This is a genomic window from Bradyrhizobium sp. LHD-71 (assembly GCF_031157255.1).
Classification (GTDB): domain Bacteria; phylum Pseudomonadota; class Alphaproteobacteria; order Rhizobiales; family Xanthobacteraceae; genus P52-10.
The window spans coordinates 214,497-227,630 of record NZ_JAVIFX010000007.1; the positions used below are offsets into that span (position 1 = coordinate 214,497).

Below are 13,134 nucleotides of genomic sequence, written 5' to 3' on the forward strand. Positions count from 1 at the left end.
ACGGACGCCATCATCGCATGGGGACTTTCAGAACCGTGACGCGAAACGCGATCTGGCTCAGCTTGTTGTTGATGGCCGCAAGGTTGGGGCCGCCGCGCGATCCCGCCAAACACCTGCCCGAACAGCGGCCATCACCGGCCGGTCGACCGAACGTCGCGATCGGCACAGCACCGGCGACCGCAAAGCCGCGGGACGCGAGCCGCGCCCGAACTTTCAGGCAGTAGTCGACGGAAAGGTGCGAGAAACGGCTCTCGCCATGGCCGGCACGATACTTCATGACCGCCGTGCAAAGGTCACGGCCGGCCAGCCGCCACGCCTGAGCAAGATAAGTCACGCCGTAGCGAATGTTCGTGTCGGCCGCTGCAAGTTCATCCAGCGAGCCAGCAAAGCCCATCATCCGCGCTGTTGATGGGAGGACCTGCATCAAGCCGATTTCTCCGTCAGCGCCAATCGCGCGCGCGTTGAAGCCGCTTTCCGTGTGGACGACGGCCTCAGCGATTTCCGCCGGCAATCCGTGCCGCTTGGCCTCCCGTTCGATCGTCGCCAGGATCTCCGCGCGGCTCGTGGGCTCGCGCGCTCGCAAAGGTCGACCGCCACGCGGCGGAGGTTCGAGCTCCGGTGCGGTCAAGTTTGGCGTTCCGCCCTCCGACTTGACAGCTTCGGAGTCTTCCGTGGTTCTTGTCGGCCGGCTCGCTTCAGCTCGAAAATCCGGCTCGGCCCATGCGGTCCCCGCCTGTCCAAGTCCACCGACGGAGGAGGCGATCACAAGGCCACCGATTGCTGCGACCCGTCGAAACCGCAAACGGCCGACAGCCAGCAGAGCGTTGAGGAAGTCCATCCCGGCCTCGTCTCACTCCGCGCGGCCGAGTGACAGCCTCAGATGCACCGGTTGCAACATCCCCTGTGGCGGCACGGCTCGCACGTCGCTTCCGATCATGATTCCGCGCAACCTGCCGGCAAGCTCGGCCTCGAGTCCTGGAACCTCGAGCCGCTCGACCGCACCCAGCGAGCTGACCCATATCCGCGCCACGACATCCGGTGCTTTGGCGTCGATCGCCGCCTGGTCCTCGAGCAGACGATGGAATTGGCGAACCGGCGCTTCATCGTCTGACAGTCTTTCGCGCAATCGCAGTTGCACCCGCTCGGCGAAGTCTCGCCACGCGACGGGTGCACCACCTGACGCCTGATAGTCACCCGCTTCTGCCGAACTCGATATCGGAAGGGTTGCCGTGCCCGTGCCGACCGCGAGGCCAAGGAATCCAGCCAGCGTGCAGTAAGAAAGTTTCAAGCGCGACCGTAAGCTTCTCCGCTGACGTTGTCCTTCTCCGGCCGTGACAGCCATGACCATCGCCCCCAATCAGATCTGTCGATACGTGTCTGCGATATCCACTTTATGACGCAGCGGCCTCGGCGACCGGCGTCGATACGACTGGAGCCACCGGTTCGGCCGGGCTCTGCACGCTCGCAGCGGGGGGATTCGCAGCAGGATCGATCGTCGGCATGAGCTTGCCGAGTTCTTCGCGCAGCCAGGGGATCAGTTGCTGCACCAGGCCATCCCAAAGGTCGACTTGCGTCCGCAATTGGCGACGCGTGACACCGCCTGCAACAGAAACGTCCATGCAGAAGACAAGGAAGTCGAGCGGAGCGGCCGACTGGTCGAGCACGACGCGATCGAGAAACAGGCGACCGAACCGATGCGTCTTGTTCCAGCGATTGACCAGATCGAGCGGCAGCGCGCCGCGAACGGAGAAGAGAGCCACGAAGCTGAGGTCGATGAACTGGCCGGCTCTGCCTAATAGATTGCTGCCCGGCCGAATATCGAATGCAAGGCCATTGGTTGCAGACCGCAGGAACGTTACCGACCCTTCTGTCAGCGTTTCCACACGGTAGCCTGCGCCCTGCAACAGGGTGCGCAGGACATCCAGATCCAGATGCATTACAACCGCAGCGTCGTCGCCGCTCGTTGCGACCTCAGCCTGGCGAGGCATGCTGCCGTTCGCTTTGTTGGACATGATCACTCCGATTATTGACTGTTGATGATAAGGGCGCCGCGTTCCGCGGTCGCCTGTGGATGAGGAAGGCGAGGCTGCGAACGAGCGGTAACCACGCCCGCTGCGCCAAGGGTCAATAGCTCGGGCAGAACCATGCTTGCCAGCTCGTCGCAGATGACGAGCCTGATCGCGCGCGCTTCGGACGTCATTTCAGGGACCGCCCCATCCGCTCGGATTAACCCGCTCCGACCGGCCGCAACATCGCCGACAACTTTGACATCCACATGAACGACAGGGCCCGACGCTTGCGTCGGACACTTGCTCACACGAAGGCCATGGAGGGTTTCCTTTGCATCCGCGACCAGCAATTGCATCATCGCCAGACAAGCCCCGCCCTCCCGTTGCACGAAGCTGCTGCTGATGTCTCCGCAGAGAGTAAATACGGCGTCAATGCGAATGGCTCGCACGCATTGATGATCAACCGAAAAAGTCCTGGTGATACGCCAGCGTCGCAAGCGATCCGAGCCAAGGTCACCGCCGACGTCGATTTCAACGTCGAGGGTTGCCACGGTGGTGTCGGCGGCACCGTCCACCCGCCCTCCGAAGCGGAGCGCCATGACAACCTGGTTCGACCGCACTGTCGCGCGCGAATTGACGTCGACCGCGCTCACCTCGTAGCCAAGCCGCTGCAGTTCCGTGAGGACACTGTCAATAGCAGTTGCAGAAGACATCGTGCGACAGACCTTGGGTTACAGCCGGTTTAGCGCGAAGGACTCGCATCGGATTGCTTCAACGCCTTGGTCAGCGCGATCTCATTGATCGCCGGCGGGCTTTCTTCGAGTTTGCGCGCGACATAGGCGCGCCGGATCGCGTCAGCACGCTGCGCCCGAAGCTGCTGGACGATCGCGTCACGAACCTCCGTCAGCGGACGCGTGTAGGCGGCTTTGGTCTCCATGAGCTTGACGATATGCCAGCCGTCATCGAGCTTCATCGGCTCGCTGACGGCATTGTCGGCAAGGCCCATGACCTGCGCCTTGATTTCCGGTCGGATCTGATTTTCGGCAACCCAGCCGAGCTCTCCGCCCCTCTCGCCTGTCTCACGGTGATCCGATGCTTCCTTCGCAACCGCGGCGAAATCGGCTTTTGACTGCTTCAGCTTGCTTTGGATGTCGGCGAGCTTCTTGCGGGCCTTTTCGTCTGTGTCCTTGTCTGCGCCAGCCGGCAACGAAACGAAGATCTGCGAGATCCGGAACTGCCGCGGCACGAGGAAAGCGGTCTTGTTGCTCTCGTAGGCCTTCTGGACCTCAGACTCCTCCGGATAGGTCTTCGGTGGCGTTGAAACGGCCTGCAGGTAGGACTCGACGATCGTCGCGTCCCTCACCTGTTCGAGTCGAGCCGCGACTGCGGCTTGCTCGTGCCACTTCTTCGACTCGGCCTCCTTCAGCACGAGTTCGTTGGCCAGCATCAAACGTACGGCCTGGCTGAGCAGGGCAGGATCGCGCTCAATGGCAACCTGCTCCCGCGCGCCCAGAGCGCCAATGAAGTTGCGCACTTCGGTCGCGCTCACATCCCGACCAGCGACGCGCGCGACGATTTCGTCATTCGCGCGTGATGCGCCGGATGTCGTCGTGCGCGCCGCCGGCGCCGCGGCCGTTGGAGGTGTCGGCCGTGCGGGAGCTGACGCAGGCGCCTGTTGCTTGGCCGAAGGCTGCTTCACTGGTGGCTGTTGCAACTGAACCTGCGCAAAGCTTGCCGAGCATGCGAGTACGCTGGTCAGAACAGCGCCGATGATCGGCCGGGCTGTTCGGGGGTTTGGCATGATGCGGTAGCGTTGAGTTCTGTTCATTTCGGCCTCACGGATCTACTTTCTGATTGAGAACCTTGTCGCCATAGTCCTGCAAGAGGCTTTGGACCTTCACCCGTCCCAAGCCGGTGAGAGGTTCGCTTGCAACGAAGGCATCGCCCAGCGTGACGCTCTCGTATTGCGCGAGGAGATCTCGCCCAACTTTCACGAGTTCCTGGTTCTTCAGGGTGCAATTGCGCGTGCTGGCCTTGAATGCCTTGGACTCGGCCTCGAACTTTGCCCGTTCGGAGTCCTTGGTCCGCGCGACAGTCGCTGCCTCCGCATAGGCCTCTTTCCACTTTTCAAGCGTCTGGTTGCGTTCCTCCAACCGGTCATTGAACTCGCGCACGGCCTGGCGATAGTCGACCTCCGCCTTCTTCGCCTGAGCTTTGGCCTCGTTCACCTCGCTCTTGAGCGCATCGCGAGCCCGCGTCGTCTCGGCAAGCTGTGCCTGCAGAGACGTACGTTGGTCTTCGAGGGCGCGCACCTGCGCGGTGGCGCTGCGCAGCGCCTCGCGCAAGCGATCGGTTTCCGATTGGGCAGACGCCTCCACGGACGTGAAGACAACCCCGACGACAGACACGACGACAAATATACGGTTGAACATATCAGAACTTCGCGTTGAGATCGAGTTGGAAGATGTCGACCGCATAGGGCGCACCGTCGATCGCGTTGGCGCTCAGCCAGCGCGCCGAGGCCCAGACGTTCTTCGCCAGGGCGACATTGCTGCCGACGAAGTACCCTTTCAGGTTGGTTCCGCCGAGACCGAAGTCGCTATCGGCGAAGGCATCCATGACGGCGTCGGACTCCAGGTACTTGTAACCGACATGGACATTCCAATCGCCGAACTGATTGAGCTTCGTGTGCCCAACCGTGACACGCGTCAGCCATCCCAGGTTGCCGCCACTGAACGGGCCCGGCAGTTGGCCTGGAATGAGATCAGGAGCCAGATTGTTGACGGCAACGGCTGCGACTGCAGCCCGATCGAAGGCCGAATTCCATACGAACTCACCGTCTGCAACGATGTGGATCGGATCGAAGTGGGCGAAGTCGAAGCGAGCGGAAGCGACGACGGGCCGAAACTCGCTCGCCAATCCAAAATATTGCGGCATGGGATACAGGAAGTCCCCCGGCGGCGGAATGATATCTCGCAAAGCCATGTAGGTGTTACCCTTCTGCGCAAAAGACGGCCGCAGGTGGTCGGTGTCGCACGCAGGCGCGACCGACACGTCGCAGGGGCTCGAGAGTTGCCCGCGGACGTTGCTGTAATCGAAATAGGACACAGCGAAGGTGACATCGACGAGAGGTGCGGCGCGCCATTGGAAGCCAAGCTGGGCGCCGAACAGATACTTGTCTTCGCTCTTGAACTTTACGAGGTCCCTGCTCGAGAAATCGAGGCTGGTGTTGAAGATGGGAAACGCACCGGCGACCAGGAACGGAGCAAAGCCCGACCACACCTCGTGCTGGGCCTGCACGGCGACGCCATCGAAGCCGAGATCCGTATCCCACACGAGCTCGGTCGGCGACCAGAACGGATTGTCGAAGCGGCCGATATTGAAGGTGAGCGAGCTCGGTCCGAAGCCGTTGTAGGCCGCGAAATCGGTGAAATATGGATACTTGAACGGCTCGAACTTGACGTAGGCGCGGTCGAGCCACAGCGCGTATTTGGAGAAGTTGCCGCCTGATCCTCCGAGCGTCTGATTCGTCGAGACCGGCGAGCTATCCGATCCGGTGCCGATACGTAGGCCGGCCGTGAACCCTTCGTAGAGGTCCGCATCCAGGCCAAGTCGCGCGCGAAGGCGGGTGCGATTGCGGTCCTTCGTCGTATTGTAGAGCGGCGGATCTCCTTGCTCCAGGTCAGACACGTCATATGGCGAGCCGGTGTTGATCGTGTTGAAATCGACGATCTGACCTGTGGAATTGAACCCGCCCTTCGGATACCAGATGCCTTCCCAGCGAGCGCGGACGTCGCCGGAGAAACGGATCCGCGAGGCCCACTCGGGATAGGTCCCTGGCGATGCCCAGCCTTCCGCCTTGGCCTGGGACATCACCTCCTTGCGAAGATCCTCACGCAACTGCCGCTTGACCACCTCAGGCACATAGGTCACGCGCTTGCTGCCAGGCGGCGATGCGGCCGCAGCTGCGGCCGTTGCGGCCTTCGCCGCATCATCAGCCTTGACGGTGGCATCGCGGGCTGCTTCGCGCGCGACATAGGCTTCATCTTCCGCCTGCTTGATCAGCGCGCCAGCCTGCTCCTCATTGAGGACACCTTGCTGCACCAGCAGATTGACGAGATTGACCGTGGCGTTGGAGGATGCAGGCTTCTTGCGCGAAACAGTCGGCCGGTCGTCCTGCGCGAATGCAGATCCCACCAGGACAGACGGCATAGCAACCATCAACGCAAGAAGCGACACAGAGAAAGCCGGAGCCTTCGACCGATTGGCGTAAGTAGATCTCTTTGACATTATTCCCCAGCTCACTTCTCACTCTGACAGTTTCCGTTCGCAGACTTCGCGATCAGATGACGTGGTTCTTCTTTCAACTCGGCCGCCGCAGCGTGATGCGCGTGACGATCGGCATCGGCATGTCGCTCGGCGGCCGATCACGCAGTGCAAGACTCGCAAGAACCTCACCGCGAATGACCGCGTCGATCTCGGCATCGGCAGTGGAGGAGACGATCTGCACGCGGGTGACTCGGCCCGTTGCATCGGCCCATAGACGCACCTCCACCCGCGCAACGCTGTTGCGTGTCTTCGGGTGAGCACGCACTGCCGCCTCGATCTGCTGCTGCACCATCGCCGCGTAGTAGCCCCATTTGCTTCCACCGCCCCCGCCACCACCCAGCAGGCCGCGGCCACCTGGGCGACCCGCGAGATTGAAGTTGTCGCCCGGCCCCTCGGCGGCCTGGTCGAGACCCAGCGGGCCAGGCGGCGGTTCGTCGCTCGGTGCGTCCGGCGGCGCATCCTTCGGCTCCTCGACCTTCGCCTCCTCCTTGATCTCCGGCTCGGTGATCGGCTGCTGCTCGATCATTTCCGGCTCCGGCAGCTTCTGCTCCGGGGGCGGCGGTGGAGGTGGTGGCGGCGGCGGGACCACATTGACAATGGTGAAGTCCTGAACCTTGCGCGGCGGCGGCGCGTCATCGCCGATCACGAAAAAGATGACCAGGACCGCGACCAGTGCAACGCCACCGACACCAGCACCCGTCGCTGCGCCGTATCGGCGCGCGAACCGTCGCAACGCTGACGCCTCCTGCTCCATATCCTGATCGCCTGGAGCTAGCTTGAAGTCCGGGTTATCCCTGCGACGGCGGTCCGCTGCCCTCATGATTGGACCTCCGCGCGGCGCGCGTCCGTGAGACGCGCCATGACGTAATAGCGGACGAAATCGGAAATCGAATCGAAGTCGAGCGTCTCCATCGTGAGTCGGGTCTCAAAGACGCTGTCGAGAACGGCCCGATAGCCGATCTGCGCGCCGCGGAACTCGACATAAGCCGTGCTGTCGATCCACAGGCGCGGCGTGGCGCCACCTTCGATGCACAGCTGCAGCGGTTCGCGATCGCCAAGGCGCTGCTTCAGATCTCTGGCGAGGCCGATGAGACGCGCCTGTTCGACGCGCGGAAACGCGACGATCTCGGCGCCCTTCGCAAGGCGATCACCGCTCCCGGCGCGCGCAACTGCCGCCGGGCAGTTCGCGTGTGATCTGCGATCGTCCATCCGGATAGCCGCCGACATGTCGGGCTCAGGCAGAATCACGCCTGGCCTTAAGGCGGCGATCCAGACGCGTAAGCGCTGCACCAGACCGCCGATCGGCGTGGTGTCGTCTGCCTTGAGCGGGAATGCCAGCGGCCGCATCGTCAGCGTTCCATCACTTGACGAGCGGCTTGGTGGCGAGACCGACCTGGGTGATGCTCAGACGGCCAAGCAGATCGAGAACGTCCATGACATTCTGATACTGGGTCTGCGCATCGCCGCGCAGAACGACAGGAAATTCCGGCGTCAGGGCCTTTTGCTGCACCAGCCGTTGCTCGAGCTCAGCGAGCGTCACCGGAATGGTGTCAAGGAAGATCTTGCCGTCGTTGCCGACGGTGATCGCCTTGGTCGTCTGCTGCGAAAGGCTCGGCGCGGCGGACGCTTTGGGAAGGTTGACCTTCATTCCCTGAACGGTCGCCGTCGTCATGACGATGAAGATGATCAGCAGCACGTATGCCAGATCGAGCATCGGCGTGACGTTGATATCGTCATACGGCTTGCTGTCGGATTGAATTTGCATCGCTCTTACTCCGCGGCCATGCGATGCATCATCGGGCCAGGCCGATCGGTGCTATAAATCTCGGCCATCTTCGTCGTGAACTCATCGACGAAGACCTGCATGTCGCTGGTGAGATCTTTGATGCGGAGCGTCAGCCAGTTGTAGCCGAACAGCGCAGGGATCGCGACGGCGAGGCCCGCGACAGTCGCCATCAGCGCGCCGGCGACGCCCGGAGCGATCGCGTTGATGTTCACGTCACCCGACATGGCGATCGCGGCAAACGTGATCATGACGCCCATGACGGTTCCGAGCAGGCCCAGAAACGGACCGCCGGAAATCGAGATCGTCAAAATCACCATCAGCCGGTTGAGCACCTGTATCTCGCGCACCAGACCGGCATCGAGTGCGGCGCGGATGGCGGCGATCGCTTCGGCGCTCAAGGGATGTGTGCGCCCGGTCGCGTCGTCGGGGAAGCGGCGGATGATTTCGTCCGCACCGATCTGATAGATGCGGAAGAGCGAGGAGTTCCGCATCACATCCTGACGTGCATCAAGACTCTTGCCGCCGCGCTTTCCTTTGCCGACCTTTTCCGTTGTGACGGATTCCAAGCCGGCACCGTCAGCGAGCAGCGTCAGATCTTCCTGCAAGTGGCGGAATGCATTGATGAAGGTTCCGTTCCCCCTGCGCTGGCGCGTGAGGTAGCCATGCTTCTCGACCATCACGACCCAGCTCGCGAGCGCCATGATGATGAGAATGCCGATCACGACCCAGCCGTCGAAGGTGACAGCCCTGAGCAGGACTCCGAAGTATCCCGAGAGCCAGTTCGCGGTCTCTTCATCGGTGCTGAAGGTGATGAGCTTGGAAGGATCGCGTCCCTGGCTCGTCGCAGCGAACTTGATGAAGCCGGCCGTTCGCGCCGCTTTCGCGATGTTGAGTTCATCGAGCTCGCCCGCAAATCCGGACATCGCGGAGGCAGCTGCCGGGACCGGAGCGGCCGGCACGGACGGCGCACTCGCAGGATCGGTAGCAGCTTCCGCCGTGCCGACGGCATCGGTGCTCGCGGCGGGAGCAACGGGAGCGACCGCAGGAGGTGGCGCCGCTCCAGCCGTGTCACCACCGAGCAGCGCAACGGCGTTAAGTGCGGGCAGAGACGTGTTCAGCGACGCATAGGCGTTACCGTCGAGATACAGCGTGATCAGTCCTGGCGTCGCCACCATGGCCACGTGATGCCAGCCACCGGGGGCGACCGGCGCAGATGCGGAGGTCCGCTGGACGGTCCCGTTGGCGTTGACCTCGACAAATGGCACGCCGTCGTCCAGCCCGATCACGAGGGCGTTGGCGCCCTCCCGGCGACTATAGATCGCCGCGCTGCGCTGCAGGTTGGCCGGCTTGATCCAGGCAGACCAAGTAAGCGTCCCGCTCTCGGGCAGAGCGAGCGACGGCGAAGCCGGCAATGTCAGCGGTGTTTGACCGTCGAGACGCAAGCCGGTGCCGATGATGGCGCCGTCGGCGGCCTGCCCGGCATTCTGCGCGTTGTTTGCCCATGCCGACGAATCAAGCGCCGGCGTGCCGCGTTGCGTGAAATGGTAGGCGAGCAGGGTGTCCGCATCGTAGGTGCCCTTCGGGTCGCCGGCAGCTACCTTCTGGTTTCCATAGTAAAGCCAGATGTTGGCCTTGGCGCCGGCCTGCACGTTGGGAACGCCGACCCACACCAGCGCCTCGCCGAGCAGGGAGTTGTAGCTCTCGATATGATGCCTGAGAGGTGTCTTGTCGTCACCGGCGACGAACCGCAGGTCGCTGCCGTCTTCCTTCGCCGAGGCAAAACGGAAATTGCCGACATGAAGGCGCACGAGCAGCGGTGTGGTACCGATTGCATCCGTGATGCCCGCGCCGGCTGGACTCGTGTCGATGCTGATCTGCTTGCGCATCGACCATTCTTCATTCCACCACGCCTGTGCCGTACTGGTCAGTGCCAGGGTCGCAGCAGAAGCAGCAAACACAAACGCCGTCAGGCGACGCCTGATCGCGTGCTGCGCCGATCCGATTCGATGTGGTCGTGCGTTTGACATTGAAAGCCATCCCTTGATCATCAGAATTCTCCGGATGCACTGAACAGCACGCGCGGATCCTTTGCCCCGGTCTCACCCTGACTGACCATGGGCACCGCTAACGCCACCATTCCCTGGAGATAGTCGAACAACTTGAAGCGCGTGCCGACGCCGTAGCTCCACATGTCGAACCGCGACTGCTGCTCTTCCAGCGGCCTGTAGATCGTGGCGTGGCCGGCATCGACGAAGCCAAACACGCGCCATTCGTTGAAGGTCGTGAAGCGAGCTGGGCCCTGCCCCGTCTCATCCTTGATATGACTCTGCAGCATCGGGCCGAAATCGGGGCTGCGGATCTCCAGCGTGCCGGCAATGCCATTGTCGCCAATCGTTTCGGATTCGAGATAGCCTCGCACCGTGTCCACGCCGCCCAGGCTGAATTGCTCGCTTGAGATCTGCGGCCCGTCCGAAACCTGCCCCTTCACGCGGCCGAAGAGTTGGAAGCCTTCCGGCAAATCATGGGTGTGCGACAGGTCGGCATTGAAATGAAAGAAGTTGCTGTCGGCGAAAGCGCGCTTGTTCCAGTAGTCGTCGAACTGACTGCCGGGGCCGCGCAGGTTGAAGGTAAAGCCGAGATTGAGCTGCGTCAGCGCCCCTTCATTTTGCCAGGTCGCGCCGTAGCTGGCGTTGGCCGGATAGTAGGTGATCGGCGTCGAGAACGTGTCGGTGCCCAGATTTACCGTCTGCCCGAAGTGCTTGTAGTCCACACCAAGAGACAGTGAATGGAAGAAGTTATCGCGGGTCGGCAAGGTCATCACCACCCGTCCGCCGAGGATCTGCCCCGGACCAACGACGTTCATGCCGCCGATGGTCGCGACATCGCTCTTCGAGTCGACGCCGTAGACGAGCACGCTGGTCCAGTCCGTCACACGCGCCAGATAGGAGCCGGACAGGACCTGGGCATCCTCAGGACGCTGAGGGGCGATCTGGTAGCTGGCGCTGAGCGAATGACCGAGCTGCCACAGGTTGTCGTACTTGACGGTGGCATTGACGCGCGTCGCCGTCGTGTTGGGCGATTGCCGGTTGTTGACTTCGACGCTGGCATGCAGCGGAAATTTGTCTTCGACATTCAGGTCGACGTCGACGGTGCCGGGCGTCACGCCCGCGCGCAGCGCCGGGGTTATTCGCCGATCAGACCATTGATTGAGCGCGACGATATCCTTCGTCACCTCGTTGAAGTTCGGCAGAGTCCCCTCTTTGAGAGACGATGCCTGCTTCTTGATCCGATCGACATCGAAGTAGCGCGAATTCGTGACCCGTAGCCGCCCGACCTTTCCTTCGACGACCTTCAGCACCACAACTCGGCTGGCGACGTTCTGTGCAGGAACGGCAACGCTGACGGTTTGAAATCCCTTGTCGTGGTAGGCCTTTTCCAGCGCAGCGCGCGCCTTCTCGACATCGTCCGCATTCCGCTTCGGTCCGAGGAAGGGGTAAACCGCCTCCTCGACCTCGATCTGCGGCAGCTTATCCGCGCCATCGACGCGAAATTCGTCAATGTCGAAGCGCTGGTTGGTCGAAGAGGCCGGTTGAGATACCGGAGCGGCCTCCTGGCCCGCGGGGTCTGTTTGCGCGAGCGCCGCATGTGGCGATCCGACCGCCAAGGCACCAAGAGCCAGCGTGGCCACGAGCTCCTTCCTCAGCGACCGTGCGCCGCATTGCCCGGAATTCTTGTTCTGCACGTCAGCTCGACCCCACCCAAACGCAGCCGCCCGCAAGCGATCGCGTCGCCGCCAGCAAGTCCCATGTCTCTAAGACACGCGGGCCGAAGCTATTCCGCCAAAGAAAGTTAGAAGTTTTTTCAGGACTTCGTGGGCGCCGGCCGCGATTCGCTTTATGGATCGCGAAGCGGGGCGATCAGCTGAGGAGGACGACGCCGCCCGGCAATGCCCGCACGCCGGCGCCGAACAGCTCGCGGACCTGGCTTGGAAAATTATCGAGCCGATCGAGATGGAATGTCCCGTTCACAAGCCTGCGGGCAAGCGCGACGTTGGTAACGATGACGCGGCCAGGGCGATAACGGTTCACTTCTTCGACGACCTCGGCGAGCGGGCGATCACGAACGACCAGAAGGCCTTTCTGCCAGGCCGTCGCCGCATTGACGTCGGTGGCGACGGCCGTGCCGAGCCCAGCCGCCGCTGAAAACTCGACCTGCTGTTCTGGGTTGAGTTGGACCAGATTGCGTTCATGCTCGATATCCAGCTGTCCATCGATGCAGGTGACCGAAACCCTCCCATCCAGGCAGCGCGCGTTGAAGGAAGCGCGGGTCGCGACCGTGCGGACGCCGAGCGCCTGCACGACCACCGACCGGCCCGCTGCACTTTTTGCGCTGAAGACGGCCTCTCCGGAAATCAATTCAATCCGCGTGTCATCGCGATCCGACAATACCGAGAGACTGGTCAATGTCCCTAGCGTTACGTCGACACCGTTTGCCAGGGCAAGCTCACGCCTTTCCCCTTTGCCCGTGCGGTAGTCTGCCGCGAGCTCACTCAAGGAGGGCCACAGATCCATCGGCGGATCATAGGCAAGGTAGGCTGCCGCCACGCTTGCGACGGCTCCGCCCATGAATGCTCTGCGCGAGAGGCTCCAGGGAACCGGACGATACCCGCGCATCGGGGAGAGTTGAGCGCGTCGATGCACGCCCAGCGCGTCCGCGCTCAACTTCAGATCGCGCCACAGGCCGGCTGCCAGGCGGAAGGCTTGTTCGTGATCGGGGCTCTGGCTCCGCCAGCGCCGGATCGCCTCAAGGTCAGACTTTGTCGCCTCGCCTGAACGAAGCCGAACCACCCAAGCGAGCGCCTCCCGCATCAGCGGATCAAGGTCCTCATGATCATCTGGCGGTACGGTCACGGGTGAATGGCTCGTCGTCCGGAGGCCATCTCAATCTGGCGTGTCAAACGGATTCATCAATATAATCCATGCTTGCCTCTCCCACTGATTCCGGCAAGGC

Annotated in this window: 13 protein-coding genes; all 13 read right to left on the reverse strand. The window is 62.4% G+C overall.

All coding sequences use genetic code 11. The features are described from left to right. Nucleotides 1-10 precede the first annotated feature (10 nt). Nucleotides 11-838, reverse strand: coding sequence for a transglycosylase SLT domain-containing protein (locus RCO31_RS10205; RefSeq protein WP_308968211.1), 828 nt, complete (start codon nt 836-838; stop codon nt 11-13). 12 nt (nt 839-850) lie between these two features. Beyond that, nucleotides 851-1,288: a hypothetical protein gene (locus RCO31_RS10210; protein ID WP_308968212.1), complete on the reverse strand. Its 438-nt coding sequence runs from the start codon at nt 1,286-1,288 to the stop codon at nt 851-853. Between the two features lie 103 nt (nt 1,289-1,391). Next, a complete protein-coding gene (locus RCO31_RS10215; protein WP_308968213.1) occupies nt 1,392-2,012 on the reverse strand; it encodes a YbjN domain-containing protein in 621 nt (206 codons plus the stop codon). Nucleotides 2,013-2,023: 11 nt separating this feature from the next. Continuing rightward, complete coding sequence (locus RCO31_RS10220) at nt 2,024-2,722, reverse strand: hypothetical protein (protein WP_308968214.1); 699 nt, start codon at nt 2,720-2,722, stop codon at nt 2,024-2,026. 29 nt (nt 2,723-2,751) lie between these two features. Beyond that, the gene (locus tag RCO31_RS10225) at nt 2,752-3,837 is read right to left on the reverse strand and encodes a peptidylprolyl isomerase (protein ID WP_308968215.1); all 1,086 of its coding nucleotides are present in this window, start codon (nt 3,835-3,837) and stop codon (nt 2,752-2,754) included. A 7-nt stretch (nt 3,838-3,844) separates the two neighbouring features. Next, a complete protein-coding gene (locus tag RCO31_RS10230) occupies nt 3,845-4,441 on the reverse strand; it encodes a hypothetical protein (RefSeq protein WP_308968216.1) in 597 nt (198 codons plus the stop codon). 1 nt (nt 4,442) lies between these two features. Continuing rightward, nucleotides 4,443-6,221 carry a putative porin gene (locus tag RCO31_RS10235; RefSeq protein WP_308968217.1) on the reverse strand — a complete coding sequence of 593 codons (1,779 nt, stop codon included), beginning with the start codon at nt 6,219-6,221 and terminating at the stop codon, nt 4,443-4,445. Nucleotides 6,222-6,372: 151 nt separating this feature from the next. Further along, complete coding sequence (locus RCO31_RS10240) at nt 6,373-7,158, reverse strand: TonB C-terminal domain-containing protein (RefSeq protein WP_308968218.1); 786 nt, start codon at nt 7,156-7,158, stop codon at nt 6,373-6,375. Continuing rightward, nucleotides 7,155-7,685: a hypothetical protein gene (locus RCO31_RS10245; protein WP_308968219.1), complete on the reverse strand. Its 531-nt coding sequence runs from the start codon at nt 7,683-7,685 to the stop codon at nt 7,155-7,157. Before RCO31_RS10245 ends, RCO31_RS10240 begins: the two co-directional genes overlap by 4 nt. Nucleotides 7,686-7,698: 13 nt before the next feature. Further along, nucleotides 7,699-8,103, reverse strand: coding sequence for a biopolymer transporter ExbD (locus tag RCO31_RS10250; protein WP_308968220.1), 405 nt, complete (start codon nt 8,101-8,103; stop codon nt 7,699-7,701). Between the two features lie 5 nt (nt 8,104-8,108). After that, on the reverse strand, nt 8,109-10,151 hold the full coding sequence (locus RCO31_RS10255; protein WP_308968221.1) for a DUF2341 domain-containing protein: 2,043 nt from the start codon (nt 10,149-10,151) through the stop codon (nt 8,109-8,111). Between the two features lie 20 nt (nt 10,152-10,171). Next, entirely contained in the window at nt 10,172-11,812 is a 1,641-nt protein-coding gene (locus tag RCO31_RS10260; RefSeq protein ID WP_374991458.1) for a ShlB/FhaC/HecB family hemolysin secretion/activation protein, read from the reverse strand. A 229-nt stretch (nt 11,813-12,041) separates the two neighbouring features. Further along, the gene (locus tag RCO31_RS10265) at nt 12,042-13,034 is read right to left on the reverse strand and encodes a DUF4880 domain-containing protein (protein WP_308968222.1); all 993 of its coding nucleotides are present in this window, start codon (nt 13,032-13,034) and stop codon (nt 12,042-12,044) included. Between the last annotated feature and the right edge of the window lie 100 nt (nt 13,035-13,134).

Bases quoted from the DNA above. Each gene is read 5' to 3' on its own strand.
- RCO31_RS10205 (WP_308968211.1), bottom strand. From the start codon at position 838: ATGGACTTCCTCAACGCTCTGCTGGCTGTCGGCCGTTTGCGGTTTCGA.
- RCO31_RS10215 (WP_308968213.1), bottom strand. From the start codon at position 2,012: ATGTCCAACAAAGCGAACGGCAGCATGCCTCGCCAGGCTGAGGTCGCA.
- RCO31_RS10220 (WP_308968214.1), bottom strand. From the start codon at position 2,722: ATGTCTTCTGCAACTGCTATTGACAGTGTCCTCACGGAACTGCAGCGG.
- RCO31_RS10225 (WP_308968215.1), bottom strand. From the start codon at position 3,837: ATGAACAGAACTCAACGCTACCGCATCATGCCAAACCCCCGAACAGCC.
- RCO31_RS10230 (WP_308968216.1), bottom strand. From the start codon at position 4,441: ATGTTCAACCGTATATTTGTCGTCGTGTCTGTCGTCGGGGTTGTCTTC.
- RCO31_RS10235 (WP_308968217.1), bottom strand. From the start codon at position 6,221: ATGCCGTCTGTCCTGGTGGGATCTGCATTCGCGCAGGACGACCGGCCG.
- RCO31_RS10240 (WP_308968218.1), bottom strand. From the start codon at position 7,158: ATGAGGGCAGCGGACCGCCGTCGCAGGGATAACCCGGACTTCAAGCTA.
- RCO31_RS10245 (WP_308968219.1), bottom strand. From the start codon at position 7,685: ATGCGGCCGCTGGCATTCCCGCTCAAGGCAGACGACACCACGCCGATC.
- RCO31_RS10250 (WP_308968220.1), bottom strand. From the start codon at position 8,103: ATGCAAATTCAATCCGACAGCAAGCCGTATGACGATATCAACGTCACG.
- RCO31_RS10255 (WP_308968221.1), bottom strand. From the start codon at position 10,151: ATGTCAAACGCACGACCACATCGAATCGGATCGGCGCAGCACGCGATC.